Annotated in this window: 20 protein-coding genes; 13 read left to right on the top strand and 7 right to left on the bottom strand. The window is 74.4% G+C overall.

Going from position 1 to position 23,997, the window contains the following annotated elements:
• Nucleotides 1-41: 41 nt before the first annotated feature.
• The 3 genes from DVA86_RS21950 to DVA86_RS21940 form a co-directional block, all read right to left on the bottom strand.
• The gene (locus DVA86_RS21950) at nucleotides 42-1,109 is read right to left on the bottom strand and encodes a prenyltransferase/squalene oxidase repeat-containing protein (protein WP_208880733.1); all 1,068 of its coding nucleotides are present in this window, start codon (nucleotides 1,107-1,109) and stop codon (nucleotides 42-44) included.
• Complete coding sequence (locus tag DVA86_RS21945; RefSeq protein ID WP_245996953.1) at nucleotides 1,106-1,900, bottom strand: class I SAM-dependent methyltransferase; 795 nt, start codon at nucleotides 1,898-1,900, stop codon at nucleotides 1,106-1,108. The genes DVA86_RS21950 and DVA86_RS21945 overlap by 4 nt, the downstream gene beginning before the upstream one ends.
• 87 nt (nucleotides 1,901-1,987) lie before the next feature.
• Nucleotides 1,988-3,580, bottom strand: coding sequence for a glycosyltransferase family 4 protein (locus tag DVA86_RS21940; protein ID WP_425470901.1), 1,593 nt, complete (start codon nucleotides 3,578-3,580; stop codon nucleotides 1,988-1,990).
• 214 nt (nucleotides 3,581-3,794) lie between these two features.
• On the opposite strand from DVA86_RS21940, the gene DVA86_RS21935 reads away from it, so the two are divergent.
• The 7 genes from DVA86_RS21935 (at nucleotide 3,795) to DVA86_RS21905 (ending at nucleotide 12,147) form a co-directional block, all read left to right on the top strand.
• The gene (locus DVA86_RS21935) at nucleotides 3,795-4,445 is read left to right on the top strand and encodes a TetR family transcriptional regulator (protein ID WP_208880731.1); all 651 of its coding nucleotides are present in this window, start codon (nucleotides 3,795-3,797) and stop codon (nucleotides 4,443-4,445) included.
• 354 nt (nucleotides 4,446-4,799) lie between these two features.
• Nucleotides 4,800-6,101 carry an SCO2321 family membrane protein gene (locus tag DVA86_RS21930; RefSeq protein ID WP_208880729.1) on the top strand — a complete coding sequence of 434 codons (1,302 nt, stop codon included), beginning with the start codon at nucleotides 4,800-4,802 and terminating at the stop codon, nucleotides 6,099-6,101.
• Between the two features lie 8 nt (nucleotides 6,102-6,109).
• Nucleotides 6,110-6,859, top strand: a complete 750-nt coding sequence (locus DVA86_RS21925) for an SCO2322 family protein (RefSeq protein ID WP_425470994.1) — start codon at nucleotides 6,110-6,112, stop codon at nucleotides 6,857-6,859.
• Nucleotides 6,856-8,034, top strand: coding sequence for an energy-coupling factor transporter transmembrane component T (locus DVA86_RS21920; protein ID WP_208880726.1), 1,179 nt, complete (start codon nucleotides 6,856-6,858; stop codon nucleotides 8,032-8,034). The genes DVA86_RS21925 and DVA86_RS21920 overlap by 4 nt, the downstream gene beginning before the upstream one ends.
• Nucleotides 8,031-9,752 (top strand): ABC transporter ATP-binding protein, encoded by a 1,722-nt coding sequence (locus DVA86_RS21915; protein WP_208880724.1) that lies wholly within the window; start codon nucleotides 8,031-8,033, stop codon nucleotides 9,750-9,752. The genes DVA86_RS21920 and DVA86_RS21915 overlap by 4 nt, the downstream gene beginning before the upstream one ends.
• The gene (locus tag DVA86_RS21910; protein WP_245996950.1) at nucleotides 9,749-10,681 is read left to right on the top strand and encodes an ECF transporter S component; all 933 of its coding nucleotides are present in this window, start codon (nucleotides 9,749-9,751) and stop codon (nucleotides 10,679-10,681) included. The genes DVA86_RS21915 and DVA86_RS21910 overlap by 4 nt, the downstream gene beginning before the upstream one ends.
• Nucleotides 10,678-12,147: a DUF6882 domain-containing protein gene (locus DVA86_RS21905; RefSeq protein WP_208880723.1), complete on the top strand. Its 1,470-nt coding sequence runs from the start codon at nucleotides 10,678-10,680 to the stop codon at nucleotides 12,145-12,147. The genes DVA86_RS21910 and DVA86_RS21905 overlap by 4 nt, the downstream gene beginning before the upstream one ends.
• A gap of 30 nt (nucleotides 12,148-12,177) precedes the next feature.
• Here the strand turns inward: DVA86_RS21905 and DVA86_RS21900 are convergent, their stop codons facing one another.
• Nucleotides 12,178-14,265: a bifunctional glycosyltransferase 87/phosphatase PAP2 family protein gene (locus tag DVA86_RS21900; protein WP_208884998.1), complete on the bottom strand. Its 2,088-nt coding sequence runs from the start codon at nucleotides 14,263-14,265 to the stop codon at nucleotides 12,178-12,180.
• A 682-nt stretch (nucleotides 14,266-14,947) separates the two neighbouring features.
• On the opposite strand from DVA86_RS21900, the gene DVA86_RS21895 reads away from it, so the two are divergent.
• Nucleotides 14,948-15,337 (top strand): hypothetical protein, encoded by a 390-nt coding sequence (locus tag DVA86_RS21895; RefSeq protein ID WP_208880721.1) that lies wholly within the window; start codon nucleotides 14,948-14,950, stop codon nucleotides 15,335-15,337.
• Here the strand turns inward: DVA86_RS21895 and DVA86_RS21890 are convergent.
• Nucleotides 15,307-15,822: a lytic polysaccharide monooxygenase auxiliary activity family 9 protein gene (locus tag DVA86_RS21890; RefSeq protein WP_208880719.1), complete on the bottom strand. Its 516-nt coding sequence runs from the start codon at nucleotides 15,820-15,822 to the stop codon at nucleotides 15,307-15,309. The two genes, DVA86_RS21895 and DVA86_RS21890, sit on opposite strands and share 31 nt — an antisense overlap.
• 370 nt (nucleotides 15,823-16,192) lie before the next feature.
• Here DVA86_RS21890 and DVA86_RS21885 point away from each other — a divergent pair, with 370 nt between their 5' ends.
• The 3 genes from DVA86_RS21885 (at nucleotide 16,193) to DVA86_RS21875 (ending at nucleotide 19,543) form a co-directional block, all read left to right on the top strand.
• Nucleotides 16,193-16,540 carry an antibiotic biosynthesis monooxygenase family protein gene (locus tag DVA86_RS21885; protein WP_208880718.1) on the top strand — a complete coding sequence of 116 codons (348 nt, stop codon included), beginning with the start codon at nucleotides 16,193-16,195 and terminating at the stop codon, nucleotides 16,538-16,540.
• Nucleotides 16,541-16,639: 99 nt separating this feature from the next.
• The gene (locus DVA86_RS21880) at nucleotides 16,640-18,703 is read left to right on the top strand and encodes an MFS transporter (protein WP_208880716.1); all 2,064 of its coding nucleotides are present in this window, start codon (nucleotides 16,640-16,642) and stop codon (nucleotides 18,701-18,703) included.
• A gap of 165 nt (nucleotides 18,704-18,868) precedes the next feature.
• Nucleotides 18,869-19,543: an HAD-IA family hydrolase gene (locus DVA86_RS21875; RefSeq protein WP_208880714.1), complete on the top strand. Its 675-nt coding sequence runs from the start codon at nucleotides 18,869-18,871 to the stop codon at nucleotides 19,541-19,543.
• A gap of 82 nt (nucleotides 19,544-19,625) precedes the next feature.
• Here DVA86_RS21875 and DVA86_RS21870 read toward each other — a convergent pair whose 3' ends face one another.
• Together DVA86_RS21870 and DVA86_RS21865 are read right to left on the bottom strand one after the other, a co-directional pair.
• Complete coding sequence (locus DVA86_RS21870; RefSeq protein WP_208880712.1) at nucleotides 19,626-20,210, bottom strand: TMEM165/GDT1 family protein; 585 nt, start codon at nucleotides 20,208-20,210, stop codon at nucleotides 19,626-19,628.
• Nucleotides 20,211-20,424: 214 nt separating this feature from the next.
• Nucleotides 20,425-21,213: an ABC transporter permease gene (locus DVA86_RS21865; protein WP_281279311.1), complete on the bottom strand. Its 789-nt coding sequence runs from the start codon at nucleotides 21,211-21,213 to the stop codon at nucleotides 20,425-20,427.
• 239 nt (nucleotides 21,214-21,452) lie between these two features.
• Between DVA86_RS21865 and DVA86_RS21860 the strand changes: the two genes are divergently transcribed.
• Both DVA86_RS21860 and DVA86_RS21855 read left to right on the top strand, forming a co-directional pair.
• Nucleotides 21,453-22,118: an HNH endonuclease family protein gene (locus DVA86_RS21860; protein ID WP_208880711.1), complete on the top strand. Its 666-nt coding sequence runs from the start codon at nucleotides 21,453-21,455 to the stop codon at nucleotides 22,116-22,118.
• 105 nt (nucleotides 22,119-22,223) lie between these two features.
• Nucleotides 22,224-23,909: an alkaline phosphatase D family protein gene (locus tag DVA86_RS21855; protein WP_208880709.1), complete on the top strand. Its 1,686-nt coding sequence runs from the start codon at nucleotides 22,224-22,226 to the stop codon at nucleotides 23,907-23,909.
• The last annotated feature ends 88 nt before the right edge of the window (nucleotides 23,910-23,997 follow it).

Here is a 23,997-nt window from a genome sequence, read left to right as displayed (position 1 = left end):
GGGCCGAGGTCCGTCCTCAAACGCCGGACGGGCTTGGTGCTTCAGCAGCAGCGCGGTTCGAGGCCGCGCGGCAAGGACTCGCCGTCGAACACGGTGGCCGTCGGCTTGTCCCCACCCAGCGCCGCGACCGCGAGGAGGAGGGAGCCCGCGGTCCAGGCGGTCTGCTCGCGGGGCCAGACGGCGTCGTCCTCGAAGACGTAGCCGGTCCAGTACAGGCCGCCGTCCGCGCGCAGGTGCTGGATCCACTGCAGGATGTCGACGGCGCGGCCGGTGTCGCCCAGCGCCCAGAGCGCCAGGGCGAGTTCGGCGCTCTCACCGCCCGTCACCCACGGGTTGGGTACGACGCAGCGGACGCCGAGTCCGGGTACGACGAAGCGGTCCCAGCCCGCCGCGATGCGCTCCTCCGCGGCGGCGCCGCGCAGGGCGCCGCCGAGGACCGGGTAGTACCAGTCCATGGAGTAGCGGCTCTTGTCCAGGAAGCGTTCCGGGTGCTGCCGTACGGCGTGTCCGAGCCAGCCCGCCGCCAACTCCCAGTCGGGCTGCGGCTCGCCGCGGTGCTCGGCGAGGGCGAGGGCGCAGCGCAGCGACTGGTAGATCGAGGCGGAGCCGGTGAGCAGGGCGTCCGGGACGACCGTGCCGTCGGGTTCGCGTTTCCAGCCGATCTGGCCGCCGGGCTGCTGGAGCGCCAGCACCCACCCGATGGCGCGCGCCACCACGGGCCACATCCGTTCCGCGAACGACTCGTCGCGGGTGGAGAGGTAGTGGTGCCAGACGCCGACGGCGGCGTACGCGCAGAAGTTGCTCTCGCGGCTCCGGTCGGTGGGGCGGGCGGCGTCCCCGTCGGCGTACGCCGCGTACCAGGAGCCGTCCGGCAGCTGGTGGACGGCGAGCCAGCGGTACGCGGCCTCGGCGCGGGCGTGTTCGCCCGCGGCGTCCAGCGCCATCGCCGCCTCGACGTGGTCCCAGGGGTCGAGATGGTGCCCGCGGAACCACGGAATGGCGCCGTCCGCGCGCTGTACGGCCGCGATGCCCGCGACCGTCTCGGCGGCCTGTCCGGCGGTCAGCACGCCGGGGAGCACGAGCCGTTCCGTACGCCCGGGGCTGGTCACGCCCGCCCCAGCGGCGCGGCGGCCTCCGGCGCGGCCTCGCCGGCATCCGTGATCTCCGGCGCGTGCGGCTCGTGCGGCTTCGTCGCGTACGCCACGAAGCTCTTGCCGATGAGCGGGTCCAGGGCGCGTTCCGCGACCCGGGTGGCGAGTGGCTTCTTCATGATGTCCCAGACCAGCAGCTTGTGGTACGCGCGGACGGGCAGCGCCGCCTCGTCCCCGTCCTTGTGCACGCCGAAGGCGCACTTGAGCCACCAGTACGGCGAGTGCAGCCCGTGCGCGTGGTGGGTGCCGTACGGGCGGAGGCCGGCCTCGCGCATACGGTCCAGGAGTTCGTCGCCGCGGTAGATGCGGATGTGGCCGCCCTCGATCTCGTGGTACGCGTCGCTGAGTGCCCAGCAGACCTTCTCGGGGCCGTAGCGGGGAACGGTCACGGCGATCCGGCCGCCAGGGCGCAACACCCGTACCATTTCGGCGAGTACACCCTTGTCGTCCGGAATGTGCTCCATGACCTCGGAAATGATGACGACATCGAAGCTGTCGTCGGGGAAGGGCAGCGCGAGCGCGTCGCCCTCCATCGCGGTCGCGGTCGCGCCGGAGGGGGCCTCACCGGCCTCCTTCATCGCCGCGAACCAGGTGGCGACCTCGCGGATCTCCGCGCCGTTCCGGTCGAGCGCGACGACCCGGGCGCCCCGCCGGTAGCACTCGAAGGCGTGCCGCCCCGCCCCGCACCCCAGGTCGAGTACGCGGTCTCCGGGGGCGAGGGGGAAGCGGGAGAAGTCGACGGTCAGCACGTGGTCTGCCTTTCGGGCGGTGGCGGTGCGGTGATGCGGTGGAGCGCGGAGCACTGTCCTGGCGGTACGGGACGCGGGGCGGCGTCGTCAGCCGCCCGCTCCGGGAGGTTCGCTGCGGGCGCCGCCCCCGGCGGCCCGTACGGCGCCGACGGGCGCGGCACCACGGGCGCCGGTGCGGGACGTGCCGGACGTACGGGACGTACGGGCGTCGGAGCGCGCCTCCCGTACGGCTGCGGGACCGGCGCCGGGACCGGCGGCGGCGCCCGCGGCCACCGGTGCACCCGGAGCGCCCGCACCCGAAGCACCCGCACCCGCGCCCGCACCGATCGCCGCCCGGTACCACTCCACCGTCCCGCGTGCCGCCTGCTCCCAGGTGAAGCGGCGCAGCACCCGCTCCCGCCCGGCCGTGCCCAGCCGGGCGCGCAACTCCGGATCGCCCAGCAGCCGTTCGAGCGCGGCGGCCAGCGGGCCCGCCTCGCCGGGCGGCACGGCGAGGCACGTCTCGCCGTCCTCGCCCGCCACTTCGGGGATCGCACCGCCCGTCGTCGCGACGAGCGGCGTGCCGGTGGCCATGGCCTCGGCGGCGGGCAGCGAGAAGCCCTCGTACAGCGACGGCACGCAGGCCACCTGCGCGCTGCGGATGAGGTCGGCGAGTTCTGCGTCGCTGACGCCCTTGACGAACTCGACGGCGTCGGAGAGCCCGTAGCGTTCCAGCGCGGCGGCGACGGGCCCTTCGTCGGGCCGCCGGCCGACCACGACCAGGTGCGCGTACGGGCGTTCCGTACGCACCTTCGCCAGCGCCTCGACCAGATACACGAGGCCCTTGAGCGGTACGTCCGCGCTGGAGGTGGTGACGATCCGGCCGGGCACCGTCGCCACCGCCGGGTCGGGCGCGAACAGCCGCGTGTCGGCGCCGACCGGCACCACGCGGATCCGGTCCTCGCGCACCCGGAGGTGCTCGGTGATCTCGCGCCGGGACGAGCCGGAGACCGTCAGCACGGACGGCAGCCGCCGCGCGACCCGCTTCTGCATGCGCGTGAAGCCGTACCAGCGGCGCACGGAGGCGCGCCTGCTCCAGCCCTCGGCCGCGTCCAGCTCCAGCTGCCGGTCCACGGTGATGGGGTGGTGGATGGTGGTGACCAGCGGGACGCCCGTACGCGCGGGCAGGCCCAGCAGGCCGTAGCCGAGCGTCTGGTTGTCGTGTACGACGTCGAAGGCGCCGCGCCGCGCGGCCAGATGGCGGCGGGCCCGCAGCGAGAACGTCAGGGGTTCGGGGAAGCCGCCGGTCCACATCGTGCCGACCTCGAGGAGGTCGATCCAGTCGCGGTACTCGCTCCTGCGCGGCGTGCGGAACGGGTCCGGCTGCCGGTAGAGGTCCAGGCTGGGCAGTTCGGTGAGGGTGACGCCCTCGTCGAGCACCGGGTACGGCTGCGCGCCGATCACCTCGACGTGGTGCCCGAGCCGGACCAGCTCGCGCGACAGATGCCGTACGTAGACGCCCTGGCCGCCGCAGAAGGGGTTCCCCTTGTAGCTCAGCAGCGCGACGCGCAGCGGTCTGTCCCCGGAACCGGGGCCCGTGCCGGTCCCGGAACCGACCCCGGAGCCGGGCTCCGGGCCGGGGCCCGCGGTGTCCGCGGACACGGGGACGGACTCTGCGTCCCGTACGGCCTCTGCGGTCACTCGCGGCCCCCTTCTTCACTGCGTATCGGCCGGAGCGTAGCCGCCCACGCTAATCTAGAACTAGTTTCAGGATTGTGCCGATCCTGCCGCATCGACGGGCAAGAATCTACCGGCCGGTCACTTCCTCGGACGGGCCGGAGCAGGTGATTCCCGCCACCCGCCGCCCCGTCCGGCACGGGTACGGGCAGGGCACGCCGAGGAGGGAACGGGGCCGATGACGACACACCCCAAGCCGTCCCCGCCGCGGCTGACCGCACGCCAGGAGGCACGGCGGCGGCGCATCCTGCGCGCCAGCACGCGGCTCGCGCGGCGCGGCGGTTTCGAGGCCGTGCAGATGCGGGAGGTGGCCGAGCTCTCGCAGGTCGCCCTCGGCACCCTCTATCGCTACTTCCCGTCCAAGGTGCACCTGCTCGTCGCGACCATGCACGACCAGCTCCAGCGCATGCGCGACAGCCTGCACACGGACCCGCCGGCGCAGTCCGACGCGGCGGCCCGGGTCGCCGAGACGCTGATGCGCGCCTTCCGCGCGATGCGGCGCGAACCGCAGCTGGCGGACGCGATGGTGCGGGCCCTGACGTTCGCCGACCGGTCGGCCGGCGCCGAGGTGGACGCCGTCTCGCGGCTGACGACGGCGATCATCCTGGACGCGATGGGCCCGGAGTACGCGCCGCCCACGCCGCGGCAGCTCTCCGTGGTGCGGGTGATCGAGCACACCTGGCACTCGGCGCTCACCACCTGGCTGTCGGGGCGCGCCTCGATCACCCAGGTGCGGGTCGACATCGAGACGGTGTGCACGCTGATCGACCACGCGAGCGATCGCGTCGACGGGGACGGCGGGGCGACGGAAACCGCGGGGGCGCGCTGACGTGAGAACCGGCGTACGGGGCGTACCGCCCCTCCCGGCTGGAGGCGCGACGCCGGCGCTCCCTTAGAGTGGACGCGGAAGACTGCCCTCGACCGGGGGAAGCCGGTGCGAATCCGGCGCTGACCCGCAACCGTGAACGGCGCCCCGTACGCGTACGCACCGCGTACGGCCGCCAAGCCGGAGCGCCCGGCCGTCGGCAAGGCTCCCGGAGCCGCCCGCCGCCGCAGCGCGGAGCGGCGGCCCCGGCACCGTCGAGGTATACGGAGCTGAGCCCGGAGTGCCACCGCGCGGAGCGCGTCCGCGGGGCGGGACGGCCGTGCACGGCTGCGTCCCGCCCACCGAAAGGCATCCGTCATGTCGTCTCTGCGCCGCAGCGCCGTGCTCCTCGCCGCCTCCGTGCTGTGTACGGCCGCGGCACCGCTGGCATTCGCCGCCCCCGCAGCGCCGGAAGCGGCAGCAGCGGCGGCCGGTGACGACGGGCTGTACGGGAAGGGCAATCCGAAGTACGACGGCGTCTGGCGGCAGTCGGTCGCGCTGCTCGCGCAGGACACCGTGGGCGTGGACCCGACGGACAAGGCCGTGGCGTGGCTGGCGGACCAGCAGTGCGACGACGGTTCGTTCACGGCGTACCGCGCGGACACGGGCGCGGAGTGCGGCAAGAAGACCGTCCCCGACGTGAACGCCACGGCCGCCGCCGTCCAGGCGCTCTCGGCGCTCGGCGGACAGAGCGACGCCGTGCAAAGCGCCGTGAAGTGGCTGAAGTCGGTGCAGAACGAGGACGGCGGCTGGGGCTACAACCCCGGCAGCCCCACCGACGCGAACTCCGTCTCCGTCGTCATCGGGGCGCTGGCCGCGGCGGGTGAGGACCCGGCCGAGGCCGTTCCCGCGAAGGCGGCGAAGGACGCCGAGGCGACTCCGTACGACGCGCTCCTCGGCCTCCAGCTCGGCTGCGGCGCCAAGTCGGGCGAGCGCGGGGCGTTCGCGTACCAGCCGGACAAGAAGGGCGCCCTCGCCCCCAACGACGACGCGACGGCCGCGGCCGCGCTCGCGGCGCGCGGCGAAGGGCTGGCCGTGGAGCCCGCGGAGGGCAAGGGCAGCGCGCCGGCCGCGCTGAAGTGCGAGGGCGGCGACCAGGACAAGGGCGCGAACGCGTCGCCGGACGAGGCGGCCGAGGCGGGCGCCGCGTATCTGGCGGCGGTGCTGAAGAAGAACGGACAGCACCTCCCCTCCGCGCTGCCCGGCGCCAAGGACCAGCCCGACTACAGCAACACCGCCGACGCCGTCCTCGCCCTCGCCGCGGGCGGCCACGGCGACGCGGCCGACGGCGCGCTCGAGTGGCTGGAGAAGAACGCGAAGAAGTGGGACAAGTTCGACTCCGACCCTGCGGCGCTCGGCGGGCTCGTCCTGGCCACGCACGCGGCGGGCGGCGACGTACGGGACTTCGGCGGCACGGACCTCGTGAAGCAGCTCAACGCGACGGGCTCCGCGCCGGCGAAGGACGCCGCGAAGGACGAGGCGGGCAAGGACGGCAAGGGGGACGACGATGACGGCGGCGGCAGCACCGTCCTGACCGTCTCGCTCGTCGTGGCGGGGCTGGCGGCGGGTGCCGGTGTCGGCATCCTCCTCAGCGGCCGCCGGAAGCAGCAGGGCCTGTGACGAGGGGCATGGCCCGCGGGGCCGTACCGGCGCTGCTCGCGGCACTGGCCGCGCTGCTCGCCGTGGCGCCGCCCGCGCCTGCGGCGGACGCGGCGGGCGTACGGGACACGGCGGGCGTACGGGCGGAAGCCGCTGGCGTACGGACGGCCGCCGCGCAGGCCGAATCCGGCTACCGCTACTGGTCGTTCTGGGAGCGCAAGGACGGCGCGTGGGCGTACGCCTCGCAGGGCCCGTCCTTCCTGCGCCCCGACGACGGCTCCGTGCTCGGCTTCCGCTTCGCCGTCAGCGAGGACTCCGCCGAGGCCACCAAGCCGCGCGGCGCGGCCGGGTTCGGCACCATCTGCGCGGACACGGAGCCGGAGCCGGGCAGCAAACGCGTCGCGCTGGTCGTCGACTTCGGTACGGCCGCCGACGCGCCCGCGGGCGAGACGCCGCCCAAGTCCCGTACGGCCTGCGCCCGTATCGGCGAGGACGGCAGCGCGGGCGACGCGCTCGCCGCCGAGGCGAAGCCGCTGCGCTACAACTCCGACGCGCTGCTGTGCGCCATCGCGGGCTACCCCGAGTCGGGCTGCGGCGAGCAGATCTCGGGCAAGCGGAAGGGCGGTTCGGACGGCGGCGCGGAGTCCGGCCGCGAGGACGCGGCGGAGGGCGACGCCGACGGCGGCATGCCGGCCGGTCTCGGCATCGCCGCCGGTGCCGGCGCGGTCCTCGTCCTCGGGGCGGCAGCGTTCTGGCAGACCCGCCGCCGCCGCGGATGACCGCGCGCGGACCGCGCCGACCGCGCGGCCAGTCGCGACCGCGCCGCCCGTCGCGGCTGCGCGCCCCCGAGGCGGCGCGCGGCAACGCGCTGCACGCCGGCGCCTGGTGGCTCTGGGCACTCGGCCTCGCCGCCGCCGCGACCCGCACCACCAACCCGCTGCTGCTCGCCCTGCTGATCGCGGTCGCGGGCTACGTCGTGGCGGCACGCCGTACGGACGCGCCGTGGGCCCGCTCGTACGTCGCGTTCCTGAAGCTGGGACTGCTGGTGCTGCTGATCCGGCTGGTGTTCGCGTTCTTCCTCGGCTCGCCCATCCCCGGCACGCACGTCCTCGTCACGCTTCCCGAAGTGCCGCTGCCGGACTGGGCGCAGGGCGTGCGCATCGGCGGCCGGGTGACCGCCGAGGGCATGCTGTTCGCCGCGTACGACGGGCTGCGGCTCGCCACGCTCCTCATCTGCGTCGGCGCCGCCAACGCCCTCGCCAGCCCGGCCCGGCTGCTCAAGTCGCTGCCGGGCGCGCTGTACGAGGCGGGCGTCGCCGTCGTCGTGGCGATGACGTTCGCGCCGAACCTCGTCGCCGACGTGCAGCGGCTCCGTTCCGCCCGCCGTCTGCGCGGCCGCGCGGACCGCGGCGTCAAGGCGCTGCTCCAGGTCGGCCTGCCGGTCCTGGAGGGCGCGCTGGAGCGGTCCGTGGCGGTGGCGGCGGCGATGGACGCGCGCGGGTACGGGCGTACGGCACAGGTGCCCGCGGGCGTACGGCACGCCACCTCGGGGCTCGTGCTCGGCGGGCTGCTGGGCGTCTGCACGGGCACGTACGCGCTGCTGGCGGCGCGCGGTGCCGCGTACGGGCCGCCGCTGCTGCTCGCCGGACTGGCCGCCGCGCTGGCCGGGCTGCGGCTGGGCGGGCGGCGCAGCGTACGCAGCCGGTACCGGCCGGACCGCTGGGGCCCGCGCGCCTGGCTGACGGCCGGTTCGGGGGCGGCCGTGGCGGCGGTGCTGGTCTGGGCCGACGGGCGGTGGCCCGCGGCGCTCCAGCCGCCCGCCGTGCCGCTGGCCGCGCCCGAACTCCCGCTGTGGCCCGCGGCGGCGGTGCTGCTCGGGCTGCTGCCGGCGTTCGTCGCCCCGGTGCCGCCCACCGCACGCCACTCCGCCGACCGTGACGAGGAGACACCGTGATCCGCTTCGAGCAGGTCTCCGTGACCTACCAGGACGCGCCGGCGCCCGCCCTGCACGGAGTGGACCTGACCGTGCCCGAGGGCGAACTCTGCCTGCTGGTCGGCCCGTCCGGAGTCGGCAAGTCGACACTGCTCGGCGCGGTGTCCGGGCTCGTACCGCACTTCACCGGCGGCACCCTGCACGGCAGGGTCACCGTGGACGGCCGCGACACCCGTACGCACAAGCCGCGCGAACTCGCCGACGTCGTCGGCAGCGTCGGCCAGGACCCGCTCGCGCACTTCGTCACCGACACCGTCGAGGACGAACTCGCCTACGGCATGGAGTCCGTCGGCCTCGCTCCCGACGTGATGCGCCGCCGTGTCGAGGAGACACTCGACCTGCTCGGCCTCGCCGCGCTCCGCGACCGGCCGCTCGCCACGCTCTCCGGCGGCCAGCAGCAGCGCGTGGCCATCGGCTCGGTCCTCGCCGTGCACCCGCGCGTCCTGGTGCTGGACGAGCCGACGTCCGCGCTCGACCCGGGCGCCGCCGAAGAGGTGCTGGCGGTGCTGCAGCGCCTGGTGCACGACCTCGGTACGACCGTGCTGATGGCCGAGCACCGGCTGGAGCGCGTCGTGCAGTACGCCGACCGCGTCCTGCTCCTGCCCGCGCCCGGTACGCCTCCGGTGCTCGGCACACCGCAGGACGTCATGCCGGTCTCCCCGGTGCGGCCGCCCGTGGCCGAACTCGGCGCGCTCGCCGGCTGGTCGCCGCTCCCCCTGTCCGTACGGGACGCCCGCCGCCTCGCGGGACCGCTGCGGGACCGCCTGGCGGCGCCGCCGGAACCGGACCGTGCGGACACCGCGGACGGGCCCGCGGCGGCGGAGCTGCGGGGGCTGACCGTACGCCGCGGCCGCACCGACGTGCTGCGCGGCCTGGACCTGCGGGTCGGTCCGGGCGAGGCGGTGGCGCTGATGGGCCGCAACGGCGCGGGCAAGTCCACGCTGCTGGGCACGCTGACCGGCATGCACGAACCGGCCTCCGGCTCCGTACGGCTGGGCCCGGCGGCCCGCGCCGCCGCACCGGCGCCCCGTACGGGCCTGCTGGCGCGCCTCACCCGCCGCAACCCGCCCGCGCCCTCGGGCGCACCGCCGCGGACCGTCGTACCGCACCGCACCCCGCCCGCCGAGCTGCTGCACCACGTCGGGCTGGTCCCGCAGGAGCCGCGCGACCTGCTGTACGCGGACACCGTGGCCGCGGAGTGCGCGGCGGCCGACGCGGACGCGGGCGCCCCGCCGGGCAGTTGCCGCGCGCTGGTCACCCGGCTGCTGCCGGACGTACCGGACGCGACGCACCCGCGCGACCTGTCCGAGGGCCAGCGGCTGGCGCTGGCCCTTGCGGTGATCCTGACCGCCGCACCCCCGCTGCTGCTCCTGGACGAGCCGACCCGCGGCCTGGACTACGCCGCGAAGGCGCGGCTGATCCGCGTACTCCGCGAACTGGCCGCGGACGGGCACGCGATCGTCCTCGCCACGCACGACGTGGAGCTCGCCGCCGAACTCGCCCACCGCGTCGTCATCCTGGCCGAGGGCGACATCGTGGCGGACGGCCGTACCCCCGAGGTCGTCACGGCCTCCCCGGCGTTCGCCCCGCAGGTCGCCAAGATCCTGGCGCCCGGCCCCTGGCTGACGGTGCCGCAGGTACGGGCGGCACTCAAGCACGCCGAGGAGGTGCGGGAGTGAGCACGCGCGGCGAGACCCCCGCCGCCGCCCGCCCGGTGCGGCAGGTGCGGCCCGTACGCCTCGGGCCCCGCTCCGTGGCGGCGCTCGCGCTGGTCTCCGCGGTGGGCGTGGCCGCGTTCGGCTGGCCGCTGCTGGCCGACTCGGCCTCCGGGCTGGCGCACTCCCGTGACGCGCCGTGGCTGTTCGCCGGGCTGCTGCCGCTGCTGCTCGCGGTGGTGGTCGCGACGATCGCGGACACCGGGATGGACGCGAAGGCCATCGCGATGATCGGCGTACTCGCGGCGGCGGGCGCGGCACTCCGGCCGCTGGGCGCGGGCACCGCCGGCCTGGAGCCGATGTTCTTCCTGATGGTGCTGTCCGGGCGGGTGCTCGGGCCGGGCTTCGGCTTCGTGCTGGGCGCGGTGTCGATGCTGGCCTCGGCGCTGCTCACGGGCGGGGTGGGACCGTGGATGCCGTTCCAGATGCTGTCCATGGGCTGGGTGACGATGGGCGCGGGGCTACTGCCCCGCCCGGACACCCTGCGCGGGCGGCGCGAGCTGCTGCTGCTCGCCGGCTACGGCGCCGTCGCCTCCGTCCTCTACGGCACGGTGATGAACCTGCAGGGCTGGACGTACATCGCCGGTCTCGGCTCCGGCATCTCCTTCGTGCCCGGTGATCCGCTCGGCGAGAATCTCTCCCGCTTCCTCGCCTACGTCCTCGCCACCTCACTCGGCTGGGACCTGCCGCGCGCGGTGCTCACGGTCGTTCTCACGCTGACCCTCGGCAGTACGGTCCTCAAGGCCCTCCGCCGGGCGACGCGCCGCGCGGCCTTCGACGCACCGGTGTCCTTCACCGCGCCCGGCGGCCGGGAGCAGAGCGGGAACCGCGGCGGCCCTCCCGGGGTCCTTGAAACCGATTCCCCGCAATCGATCTCAAGGACTGCACGATGAACGCTCAATTCAGCGATGCCCTGCTCACCCTGGCGGGCCCCCGGCTGCTCTGGTCCCTGGAACAGCTGGACCTCTTCGACCAGTTGGTGCCGCTGGACTCCACCGCCTACGACCTGAACACGCCCAAGGCCGAACGCTCCGGCATCAGCCTCCGCGCCCACCAGATCGGCGCGCTGGACAACGCGGGCGCGTGGCACTGGGCGTGGGCGGACGGGCGCGTGTCGGACACGCCGGGTGCGGCGCGCTCCGCGGAACTGCGCGAGCTGGGCACACGCGAGGGCGTCGGGGAACTCGCCGGGCCCGTGCTGGACCTGAGCGGCTTCCCCGACCCGAGGATCGCCGCCAACCTGCTGCTCACGATGTGCCTGGGGCTGCTGGACGCCCGCGGCTGCCTCGTGACCCGCAACCACCAGCAGGAGCCGGTGTTCCTGATCACCGACGACCCCGCCGTCCCGGCGGCCGCGCCGCGCGCCGGGCGGCTGGAGCAGTACCTCCAGGTCGTGGCGCAGCTCGAGGTCCCGCAGCTGAAGGCCGTGAAGGGCTGGTGCGCGCGGCACGGCATGGAGCCCCAGTACGGGCCGGGGCGGGTGTCGGCCACGCTGCCGGACGGCGGCGGCGTCACCGCGAACGTGACCGGCGGCCGTACGGTCACCGGGGTGTCGGTGACGGGCCCGCACGGCGGCCCGCCCGCGGACGGCGGCGTGCCCGAACAGGCCCTGGGGCGGCCGGCGTTGCCGCAGCCGGCGCCGGACGAGGGCATGTTCCCCGCGGCGCTGCTGCGGGTGGCCGCGCGCCACATGGCGCTGTCGGTACGCGGCACCGGCGGCATGATCGAGTACGCGGGCGAGGAGCTCGGCTTCGTGGGCGCCATGCCGCAGTGGGACGCCGGGGCGGGGCTGCTCCGGTTCCCGGGTGGCGGGCTGCGTACGCGGGCGCTGGGCCGGTACGACCTGGCGGAGGGCTGGTTCGAGTGGGCGCCTGGCACCGAGGACGTACGCGCCCGCTTCCGCGCGGAGGCCGGGCTGCCGGCGGACGCGGCGGTGCCCGAACTGGACGGCGCACGGCTCGGCCTGGCCCCGTACGCGAAGCCGGAGTCGGCGGCCGTCCTGCTGGCGCGTACGGCGGCGAACGTGGCCGGCGGCGTGTTCACCTCGCTGGGCAACCAGTTCCTGCTGGTCACCGACGACCGGCTGCCCGCGCCCGGCACCGACCCGGGCGCGGCCACGCAGGACATACGCGCCGGCGCCAGCTGGCTGAACGGGCTGGTGCCGGCCGGGACCAGGGCGGAGACGATGCGTACGGTCGCGACGTCGTACTTCGAGCACTTCGGCATGGACGTCATGCACCACGGCATGCCCGAGTTCCTGAGCGGGATGGACGGGCTCTACGAGGTGCGGGTCTTCTTCGGCCCGGACGGCACCATCGTGAACGCGACGGAGGGCATGGCGTTCATGCCGGGCCAGTAGGGGGCGTACGGTCCCGGTTCCCGGCCGCCGCTAGGTGTGCCGGGCCGGGGCCGCCGGCTCTCCGGACGGCTCCGGTTCGTCTGGTTCGTCCGGTCCGGCGGACGGCTCCGGCCGGGCGCGCTCCGCGCCCGGCTCCCCCGACTGCTTCGGCACCGTGGCCGCGGCCTTGTCCCGTACGGCATCGGCTACGGGCCCGGGCCCGGGTCCGGGCCCGGGTCCGGGTCCGGCGTCCGGAACGGCATCCGGCGCGGCGGTCTCCGCTTCCGCCTCCGCCGCGGCCCCCGGCCCCGGCAGATACCGCGACAGGAGCCGTTGCAGCCCGAAGCCCGCCATGATCACCAGGACGCCGCCCACCGCGTCCAGCAGATAGTGGTTGGCGGTGGCCATCACCACGAACGTGGTCAGCAGCGGATAGAGCACACCCAGCGCCCGCAGCCACACGTTCGGGGTCATCCGCACGATCACGATGGCGCACCACAGCGACCAGCCCACGTGCAGCGACGGCATCGCCGCGTACTGGTTGGACAGCTCCGTCAGGGCGCCGAAGTCCGGGTCGTTGAGGTCCTGCGGGCCGTGTGCCGTGTCGATGTAGCCGAGGCCGGGCATCAGCCGGGGCGGCGCGAGCGGGTAGAACCAGAAGCCGACGAGCCCGAGCAGCGTGGCGAAGCTCAGCGCCGTACGCGCCTTGCGGTAGCCCGGCGGGCGCCGGATGTAGAGCAGCGCGAGCAGCGCGATCGGCACCAGGAAGTGGAATGTCGTGTAGTAGAAGTTGCAGAAGTCCTCGAGCCAGGGGTGCCGGACGGTGAACTGGTTGAGCCCGTACTCCCAGTCGAGCCGCAGCACCCGCTCCCAGTCGAGGATCTGGCTGCCGTGCCCCTCGGCGGTGGCGACGCCCTGGTCCGCGTGGCCGCGTACGTACGAGTAGGCCCAGTACCCGACGCGGATCAGCAGCAGTTCCAGGAGCAGGTTCGGGCGGCTGAACGGGCCGGACGGCTCCGGCTTCGCCCAGCTCTCCGCCGTACGGGACAGGAACGGGATGACACACGCCGCGAGCACCGCGGCGGCCAGCGGCGCGTTGTCGGCGAGCAGCTTCAGGCCGGGCATGTTGGGCACGAGCGCGCCGCTCTCCAGCGACATCACCAGGACTACGGCGACGGGCCACATCAGCCGGTCGCCCGTACGCCGCCCGACCCGGCCGACGACGGCGAGCAGGATCCACAGCTGCTGGTGCTGCCAGGCCGTCGGCGACACGGCGACGACGGCGCAGCCGGCGAGCGCGGCGGCGAGCAGCGGCTGGCCGTCCAGCGTGTAGCGCACGGCGCGGCGCAGCGCGAACCAGGAGACGGCGACGGCGAGGACGGCGAGCAGGGCGAGTTCGAGGGGGCCGCTGAGACCGAGCCGGAGGAGGGCGCCGTGCAGGGACTGGTTGGCGAGCCCGTCGGACGGGTCGCCGAGGCCGGCGCCCGCGAGGTGGTGCACCCAGTACGTCCACGAGTCGCCCGGCACCGCCAGCCACGCGGCGGCCGTGCAGGCCGCGAACGTGGCGCCCGCGCCGACCGCGGCGGCCCGCCGCCCGGTGAACCACAGCAGCGGCACGAACAGCAGCACCGCCGGCTGCAGCGCGGCGGCCAGGCCGATCAGCACGCCGCCGATCCGCCGCTCCTCACCGCGCAGGAGCCAGCCCAGCAGGACAAGCAGCACGGGCAGGATGCTGGTCTGGCCGAGGGTGAAGGTGCTGCGTACGGGCACGGACACGGTCAGCAGGCTGAGTGCCACCGGCACGGCGAACAGCGCCGTGCGCCGCGACACCGGGCCGGGCAGCGCGCGTGCCGCGACCACGCCGACGGCCGCGACGAGCAGCAGCGTGCCGAACGTCCACGCCACGCCGAGGCCCTGCTCGGCGGCCCGCGTGAGCGGCTTCAGCACGAGACCCGCGAAGGGCGTGCCGGTGAACGGGTGCGCCCCGTCGTAGAAAGAACCGCGCACGCGCAGGACGCCGTTGTCGCCGATCCAGCCGAGCAGATCGGTCAGCCGCTCGTCGGAGGGCTGCCGCAGCACGGCGGCGGCCTGCCGTACGGCCAGCGCGCCCGCGAGCAGCCACAGCCCGATGAGCGCCATGCCCCCGCGCGAGCCCAGCTGCTCCGCGAGACTGCCTGGCCGTGGCACCCCCGTGGCGTTCCTGTCCGCCCGTTCCCCTGACGTATCCGCCGTCACGCGCCGCCGTCTCCCGTTCGATCCGCTGTGCTGTCCCGCTCCATCATCCCGGTGGTCAGACGCGGGACACCCACCGGCTACCTGACACGGGTCCGATAGTGGCCGTCAACAGGCGATTCGGCCTCCACGGGCGGCGAAGCACGCCGAAATGGCCGAGAACCGGCCGACATCAGCCTATGCCACGAATTCGGGCCAGGGACGCAAACGCTTGCACGCGGACCGGGAAACCACGCGTGCGGGGACCGGCACCCAGGGTCGCCGCAACGCTAGCCGGACCGCCGGCGCACCGCGCACCCGCCGTGGCCCCGCGGTGCACCCGCCGCAACTCCCGTGCGGTGCGCCAAGTCGGGGCGTAGCGCGGGCCGTACGGCACGCGGGCCGCGTGTCCGTACGCCTCTGCCTGAAGGGCTGTGACTTTGTTCCCGGCCGAACTCCCGGCCGTCGCGCACCCTGCCGCGTAAGGGCGCGCGCGTGCGCCGGTTCGCCGTGGCCCGTACGGGCCGGCGGCCGGGCCCGAAGTCCTTCCTCGGTTCCCTTCCGCAACTACGCCGTCCCCGGCGAGGGCGCGCGGCCCGCACCATCCGAAGTGGCGGAGCTGGTGGCCGCGTTCACCGCGCGGGCGCGTATGCCGCGGCTGGAGTACGTCAGCCCGGCCCCGTACGTCGACGCGGTGCTGGCCGAGGCGGGCTTCACCGTCGACGTGCGGCTGCCGCTGATGGCGCTCGCGGCGGCGGACCTGCGTACGCCGCCCGCGCCGGACGGTGTCACCGTGCGCGCCGCGGACGGCGAGGACGACCTGCGCTCCGTCGCGCTGGTGCAGCTCGCGGGCGCGGCGGTGCCGCCGGGGTTCCGGCGGCGCGGGATCGCGTCGGCGGTCGGCGCGGACCCGTGTGAAGGGGCGGCCCGCGGACACCGTGTGCCCGCGGGCCGCCCCGGGTGCGGGGGTCAGCCCACGTTCACGTCGATGCAGGCGTAGAACGCGTTGGCCGTGTCCGCGATGTTCCAGACGGCGAGCACCTTCTGCTGGCCGGAGAGGCCGCCGAAGTCGACCTGGTGCGTGACCGTCTCACCGGGCTGCGCGCCGCCGTCGTCGAACTCGGCGATCTTCTGGCCGCCCGCGAAGTACTGCCACGTGCTGGTCGCGTGCCGCGCGGTCAGCCGCCAGTTGAAGCTGGCCGAGCTGCCGACGTCGTGGACCTTCCAGCCCTTGCTGTCGTCGTCGAGCTCTGCGAACTGCTCGTTGCCGCCGCTGCAGCTGTTCAGGCCCTTGGGACCCTCGACGCTCTGGGGTTCCCACTTGATGGGTCCGCAGTCGACCGTGCCCTCGGCGCACTGGGCCTGCCGGCTGGCGGGCGAGTCGACGTAGCCGTGCGCACTGGCCGGGCTGGCCGGCAGTGACACAACGAGCAGGGGAGCGATCCCCGCGCCGATGACGGCAGCGAGCTTGCGTTTCCGGTTCATGCCAACTCCTTCACGATGGCGGCCGCCCGTCAGGGTGGGGGTCGGCACCGGCACGGGAGTGCAGGTGCCTTACGGCGGCCTGGTCGAGCGTCGGCAACGCGAGAACGGACACTCCGACAACGGTGAGGACACGACCGCGTGATGCGGAACTGCGGCCGCGAAGTGGCGAGTCGGTATCACGTGTGCCAGGTCTAGACCTATCTTTTTGACGGAGCGCGGTCAAGACCTTTGGCGCGGGGAAAGTTGACCGGGGAAACCGATGCAGCGTACGGACGCGCCGCCGCGGGACTCGGCGAGGCGTGCGGACGGGGCGGGCGGACGAGGCGGGGGCGGGGCGGACGGCGCGCGGTGGCACGGCAGTATGGGGCACATGAGCATCGTCAAGATCAATGTGCTGACCGTTCCCGCCGAGCAGCGCGAGACGTTCGAGCAGCGGTTCGGCGCGCGGGCCGGGACTGTGGAGAGCGCGGACGGCTTCGAGTGGTTCGAGCTGCTGCGCCCGCTGGAGGGCACCGACGAGTACCTGGTGTACACGCGGTGGCGCGACGAGGAGTCGTACCGCGCCTGGATGGAGGGCCCGATGAAGAGCGCCCACCAGCGCGGCACAGGCGGCGGCAGCGGCAGCGGCGACGGCGGCGAGCGCCCGAAGCCCGTGTCGGCGAGTTCCGCGCTGTGGTCGTTCGAGGTCGTGCAGCAGGCGCCGCCCAAGCCCGCGTAGGCAGGCGTACGGGCCCGGGCACACGCCGGGAGGCCGTTCCGGCGTACAGCGGTGACGATGGAAGGGCACTTTCGTCCACGCGGGAGCCGAGGAGGGCGCATGGCGACGCAGCACGCGCCGGACGCGGCGCCCTCAGCCCCCGGCGCCGGGGACGCCCTGTCCGGCCGCGCCCTGTGGCTGCCCATGGGGGCCCTGCTGCTGGGGATGCTGCTGGCCGCGCTCGACCAGACGATCGTCGCGACGGCGCTGCCCACCATCGTCAGCGAACTCGGCGGACTGAACCATCTGTCGTGGGTGGTCACGGCGTATCTGCTCGCCGCGACCGCCGCGACGCCGCTGTGGGGCAAGCTGGGCGACCAGTACGGGCGGAAGCGGCTGTTCCAGTCCGCCATCGCGCTGTTCCTGGCCGGCTCCGCGCTGTGCGGCGTGGCGCAGGACATGCCGCAGCTCATCGGCTTCCGCGCCGTGCAGGGACTGGGCGGCGGCGGGCTGATGACGCTGTCCATGGCGATCGTCGGGGACATGGTGCCGCCCCGCGAACGGGGCCGCTACCAGGGCCTGTTCGGCGCGGTGTTCGGCATGTCGAGCGTGCTGGGCCCGCTGCTGGGCGGGTTCTTCACCGAACACCTCGACTGGCGCTGGGTGTTCTACATCAACCTGCCGCTCGGCGCCGTCGCCCTGCTCGTCGTCGCCACCGTGCTGCATCTGCCCGCGCGCCCGCACCGGCACCGCATCGACTACCTCGGCACGTTCCTGATCGCCTGCGTCGCCACCTGCCTGGTGCTGATCGCGTCGCTGGGCGGCACCAGCTGGCCGTGGCTCTCCGTGCAGACGGGCGGGCTCGCGGCGCTTGCCGCGGTGCTGCTGGTGTGGTTCGTCGCGGTGGAACGGCGGGCGGTGGAGCCGGTCGTGCCGCTGAAGCTGTTCCGCATCCGCACGTTCACGCTGTGCTCGGTGATCGGCTTCGTCGTCGGCTTCGCGATGTTCGGCGCGATGACGTACCTGCCGACGTTCCTCCAGGTCGTGCACGCCGTCACGCCGACGCTCTCGGGCGTGCACATGCTGCCCATGGTCGCCGGGATGCTGGTGTCGTCCACGCTGTCGGGGCAGCTGGTGAGCCGTACGGGCCGCTGGAAGGTGTTCCCCGTCCTCGGCACGGCGGTCACCGGGCTGGGCCTGGTGCTGCTGCACCGCATGGACGAGCACAGCTCGACGGCGGAGATGAGCGCGTACTTCACGGTGTTCGGGCTGGGCCTCGGCCTGGTGATGCAGGTGCTGGTGCTGGCCGTGCAGAACGCCGTGGACTACGCCGACCTCGGCGTCGCCACCTCCGGCGCGAGCTTCTTCCGCTCCATCGGGGCGTCGTTCGGCGTCGCCGTCTTCGGCACCGTGTTCACCGGCCGACTCGGCGACTACCTGGGCGCCGCGCTGCGCGGGCGGGAGCTGCCGGAGGGCGTCTCGGCCACGTCCCTGCAGCACGATCCGCGTGCGGTGGGCACCCTGCCGCCGGACACGCGCGAGGCGGTGCTGCGCGCGTACTCCTCCGCGATCACGGACGTCTTCCTGTACGCGGCGCCGGTGGTGCTGATCGCGTTCATCCTCGCGTGCCTCCTCAAGGAGGAGCCTCTGCGCCGCAGCGTGCTGTCCCCCGACGAGAGCGAGACCCTGGCCGCCAACCCCGTCGAACGCTCCTCCGCCGACGAGGTGCGCCGCGCGCTGTCGCTGCTGAGCACCCGGCAGGGCCGCCGCGACCTGTACGCGCGGATCGCCGCACGCGCCGGCGTGGACCTGCGGCCCGCCGCGTGCTGGATGCTGCTGCGCGTCGCCCGGCACGGAGCCGTCGAACCGGCACTCCTCGCCGACCACGGCGTGGTCCCGCGCCCGGTGATCGCGGACGCGGCACGCCAGCTGGAGGAGCGCGGCCTGGCCGTACGGGAAGGGCTGGCGCTCGTGCTGACCGCCGCGGGCAGCGGGACCGCGGCACGGCTCGCGCGGGCGCGCGAGGACTCGCTCGCGGAGCTGTTGGGCGACTGGTGGTCGGCGGACCGGCCGCAGGAACTGACCGAGCTGGTACGGGAGTTGAACGCCGAACTCGGCGGCGCGGAGAGCGAGTGCCCGCGCGCCGAGCCGCCCGTACGCAACCCCCGTACGCGCATGGCGTGAGTGAGCCCGTACGAGTCGGGTGCCATAGGCACTGGCGTGCACGGCTCCCGTTTTGTATCTTGTAGAAACAAAGTGGTTCCGCCCGTGCCCCTCACCTGACGGATGGGGCGTCCCTGACCGGCGGGCGGGACCACCTTTCACTGTCGCACCGGGAGTCCGAACGCCATGCCGAACGCCCCGCTCACCACCCGCGCCCTGCTCCTCGACATGGACGGCACGCTGGTCAACTCGGACGCCGTCGTCGAGCGCGTCTGGCGCGGCTGGGCCGCCGCCAAGGGCATGGACGCGGACCACGTACTGAAGGTCGCGCACGGCAGGCAGGGCCACTCCACCATGGCCGCGCTCCTCCCCGACCGCCCGACGGAGGTCAACCTCGCGGAGAACCGCGAACTCCTCGCCCAGGAGACCGCCGACCTCGACGGCGTCGTGGCGATCCCCGGCGCCGCCGCGTTCCTCGCCGCGCTCGCCGCCGCGACCGTCCCGCACGCCCTGGTGACCTCGGCGGACACCGCGCTCGCCACCGCCCGCATGGGCGCCGCCGGGCTGCCGCTGCCCGCAGCCCGCATCACCGCGGAGTGCGTGAGCGCCAGCAAGCCTGACCCCGAGGGCTTCCTCAAGGGCGCCGCCGAACTGGGCTACGAACCGGCCGACTGCGTCGCCTTCGAGGACTCCGGCGCGGGCATCGCCGCCGCGCTCGCCGCCGGGATGCGCGTGGTGGGCGTCGGCCCGCGCGCGGGCGCGCACGGGCCGACCGTGGCCGTGCCCGACCTGGCGCGGATACGGGTCACGGCGAGCACGGACGGCACAGGCGGCACAGTGCGGCTGGACTTCGGGGACTGAGGCGGGGCGCCGCACGGGCGGACCGTACGCGCGCACCCGCTCGTACGCGCGCACCCGCTCGTACGGCGCACGCGCGGGCGCGTCAGCCCGACACCGCCTCGTACAGGCTGAACACCCCCAGCGCCAGCATCAGCAGCGCCGCCACCTTCGTGATCAGCCGCAGCGGCACGTACCGCATCAGCGTGCGCCCGCCCAGGATGCCCAGCCCGGCGACCGCCCACAGGGCGAGCAGCGCGCCGACGGCGACGGACAGCGGATCGTCGTAGCGCGCCGCGAGGTTCGCCGTCATGATCTGGGTGAGGTCGCCGAACTCCGCGGCCAGGATGAGCATGAAGCCGCTCGCCGCCACCTTCCAGAAGGACTGGTCGGCGGGCGCCTTGGCGTTCTCGTCGTCGTGGTCGTCCTTCTTGAAGAAGAGGACGGCCGCCCCGGCCAGGAACAGCGTCCCGACCACCCCGTCCACCAGCCGGTGCGGCAGCAGCGTCAGCACGCTGCCCGCGGCGACGGCCAGCGCCACGTGCACGGCGAAGGCGGCGGCGACGCCGGCGAAGACGTACGAGGCGCGGTAGCGGGTGCCGAGCATCAGCCCGGCCAGCGCGGTCTTGTCGGGCAGCTCGGCGAGGAAGACGACGCCGAACGTGACGGCGGCGACAGTGATGCTGAACACGGGGATCCTTCGGTGATTCGGGGCCGCGGGCCGCCGTGCCGGAGGGTCCGCGGGAGCGCGCACGCTTCGGCTCGACAGCGTCGCGGCATACGGATATGCGTACGGACACTGCGGCCGAAGGTCTCGCTGGCGCGAACGGGGCGTCGAAGACCCGTACGCGCTCCGGGCGCCGGGGCAGACGCGCTGCCCAGTGTGTCGACGGTCCGGCGAAGAGCTACTCCCCTTCAGACGCCGCCAAGGGTACGCGATGCAGCCGGCCCCGCGCGATCAGCTCCAGCACGGCGGCCACCGCGACCACCTGCACCAGCATCAGCGCGACCAGGACGAACAGCTGCACCGCACCGGCCAGCAGCGGGGACGCGCCGCCCAGCAGCATGCCGACGAACGCGCCCGGCAGTGTGACGAGTCCCACGGTGCGCGTCTGGTCGAGGCCGGGCAGCAGCGCGCCGGCCGCGGCGGGCCGCGCGATCTCCAGGCGCGCCTCGCGGTCGGGCATTCCCAGCGCCAGCGCCGCCTCCACCTCGCCCCGGCGGGTCAGCAGCTCCTCCAGCGCGCGCCGCCCCGCGAGCACCGTGGCGGTCAGGGCGCCGCCGATGAGGATGCCCGCGATGGGCACGAGGGCGATGCCGTCCAGCGGCACCAGCCCGGTCAGCAGCAGGACCAGCAGCACGGGGAACACCCCGGCGGCCAGCGGCACGGACGTCCACCACCAGGTGCCGTTGTCGGTGATACGGCGGCCCGCCGTCCGTACGGCCACCGCGTACATCAGCGCGACGAAGCCCAGCAGGGTCGGTACGGCGCCGACCACCCAGCCGATCAGCCAGGAGACGGCGGCGAGTTGGACGGCGGCGCGCAGCCCGGCGAACGCGACGGCGCGCGCGTGGCCGCGCCCGTCGTGCGCCAGCCGGGCGAACGCCCCGACCGCCATCGCGGCGAGCAGCAGCACCCCGAGGACGACCCCGAGCACGGGGTTCACGGGCAGCAGGGCATCGGCGGCGAGCACGGGCTCACCCTAGAGCGCACGGCCGTAGCGGCCGGAGCACACGGCCGTGCCGGGCCGGTTGACGGCGCGTCAGCCGGCCCGGCGGGCCGTCCGGCCGCACAGAGTCGCGGCAAGTCAGCCGAACAGGGTCTTGATGTGACGTGCACACGTCGGCACGCTGTTACCTGTCGAACGCCGGGGCGACACCCGGCGGCTCGAGCATGGTGCTCTCCAAGTCCCCCCACCAAGAGGGAGTTCGTATGCACGGCATACGCAGGTTCTACGCGCGTCGCTCCGCGGTCACCGCGACAGCGGCCGCTTTTCTGGCCGCGGTATGCGCCACGGTCACGCTGGCCGGCGGCGGTTCCGCGACGGCCGCACCGCCCACTCCGCCGAGCGCCGCGGAGGCGCGGACGATGCTCGGCGAGCTGACCGAGGCGGAAGAGGGCTCGTCGGACGGCTACGACCGCGACAAGTTCCCGCACTGGAGCAACCAGGGCGACAGCTGCGACACCCGCGAGGCGGTGCTGAAGCGGGACGGCGAAGGCGTCGAGACCGGCAGCGACTGCTACCCGACGAGCGGCAGCTGGTACAGCGAGTACGACAAGGAAACCTGGACCGACCCCTCCGACGTGGACATCGACCACATGGTCCCGCTCGCCGAGGCCTGGCGCTCCGGTGCCGCCGACTGGACGGACGAGCAGCGCGAGGGCTTCGCGAACGACATGGACGTCGCGCAGCTGATCGCCGTCACCGACAACGCCAACCAGGAGAAGAGCGACAAGGACCCGGCCGAGTGGATGCCGTCGAACACGGACTACCACTGCACGTACGCGCAGATGTGGGTCTGGGTGAAGCACACCTACGACATGACCGCTGACTCCGCCGAGAAGGGCAAGCTCGACGAGGTCCTGAGCGCCTGCTGACCCGGCCCCGCGGGCCTTCACACACCCCCCACACCGGGTCCGCGGGAAACTACCGTTCTCCCTCCGTCGTTCCGTACGGTTACGGGGCGATGGAGGGAGACCGCGATGACCGCGCTACGCCTGGGGCCGCTGCTGCGGTATGTGGACGAGGACACGGCGACCGTGTGGGTCGAGACCGACGGGCCCTGTGAGGCCGAGGTCCGGTGCGACGGGTCCCCCGCGGGCGGCGCCGCCACCACCTGGCAGGTCGCGGGGCACCACTACGCCCTGATCACCGTCGTGGGCCTGGAGCCGGGCACCGAGACGCCGTACAGCGTGCTGCTCGACGACACCGAGGTCTGGCCGCTCCCGAGCACCGGTGCGGGCGCCCGCCCCATGCCGCCCAGCACCATCCGCACCCCCGCCCCGGACGGGCGCGGCGAGCTGCGGCTGGCCTTCGGCTCCTGCCGCTGGGCCGCCCGGCCCGCCGAGAGCAGCCACGACCCGGTGGGCCCCGACGCGCTCGCCGCCCTCGCCCAGCAGGCCGTGGCGGGCGGCGACATACCGGACGTCCTGCTGCTGCTCGGCGACCAGGTGTACGCGGACGAGACCTCGGAGGCCGTACGCGCCGACCTCGCGGCCCGCCGCGACCTCAAGGACCCGCCCTGGGACCAGGTCGCGGACTACGAGGAGTACACGGCGCTCTACTACGAGTCCTGGCTCGCGCCCGACGTCCGCTGGCTGCTCTCCACCGTGCCCAGCTGCATGATCTTCGACGACCACGACGTGATCGACGACTGGAACACCAGCGAGTCCTGGCAGCGCGACATCCGCGCCACCGGCTGGTGGCGCGAACGGCTGCTCGGCGGCCTGACCTCGTACTGGGTGTACCAGCACCTCGGCAACCTGTCGCCGGGCGAGCTGGCCGAGGACCCGCTGTTCACCGCCGTACGGGCGGCGGAGGACGGCACCGCCGTCCTCCGCGAGTTCGCGGAGCGCGCCGATGCCGACCCGGAGGCGACCCGCTGGAGCTACCGGCGGGACTTCGGCCGCGTACGGCTGCTGATGGCCGACACCCGCGCCGCCCGCGTCCTCGCCGAGCAGGACCGGGCGATGCTCGACGCGGACGAGATGAAGTGGCTGCGCGAGCAGGCCCTCGACGACCGCTCCGGCTACGACCACCTGCTGATCGGCTCCTCCCTGCCCTGGCTGCTGCCGCCCGCCATCCACGACGCCGAGAGCTGGAACGCGGCGCTCTGCGCGGGCGCGCGCGGCCCGCGCTGGGCGCGCTTCGGCGAGAAGCTGCGCCGGGCCTCCGACCTGGAGCACTGGGCCGCGTTCCCGCGCTCCTTCGAGGAGCTGACCGGGCTGATCGCGGAGGTCGCCGAGGGGGACGAGGCGCCGGCCACGGTCTGCGTGCTCTCCGGCGACGTGCACCACGCGTACGTCGCGGAGCCGCGCTTCGCACGGCCGCCGGGCACGGGCGCCCGCGTGGTGCAGCTGACGTGCTCGCCGATGCACAACAGCATCCCGGCGTTCATGCGGGCGGGCTTCCGCTTCGGCTGGAGCGGCGCCGGGCGGCTGCTCGGCCGCACGCTGGCCCGGCACGGGCGCGCGGGGCGGCCGTCGCTGAGCTGGCGGCGTACGGGCGGGCCGTGGTTCGGCAACCAGCTGATGACGCTGGCCCTGCACGGGCGTTCCGCACGGCTCGGCATGCACCGGGCACGGACCACGGAGAGCGGCGTACGGCTGGCGCAGGTGACGGAGCGGACGCTGACCGCGGCGAGTGAGACTTCCCACAGCGGAGGCTGATCGTCCGGAAGGGCCCGTGCGAGGCGGCATGATGGTCGGCGCCGCGGCAGGCACCCGCCACCGCAGGCAGGCACGAACGCAGCCGCAG

Source organism: Streptomyces armeniacus, from assembly GCF_003355155.1.
In the GTDB taxonomy this organism is placed as follows: Bacteria; Actinomycetota; Actinomycetes; order Streptomycetales; family Streptomycetaceae; genus Streptomyces; species Streptomyces armeniacus.
This window is presented reverse-complemented; position numbering and strand designations above follow the sequence as displayed.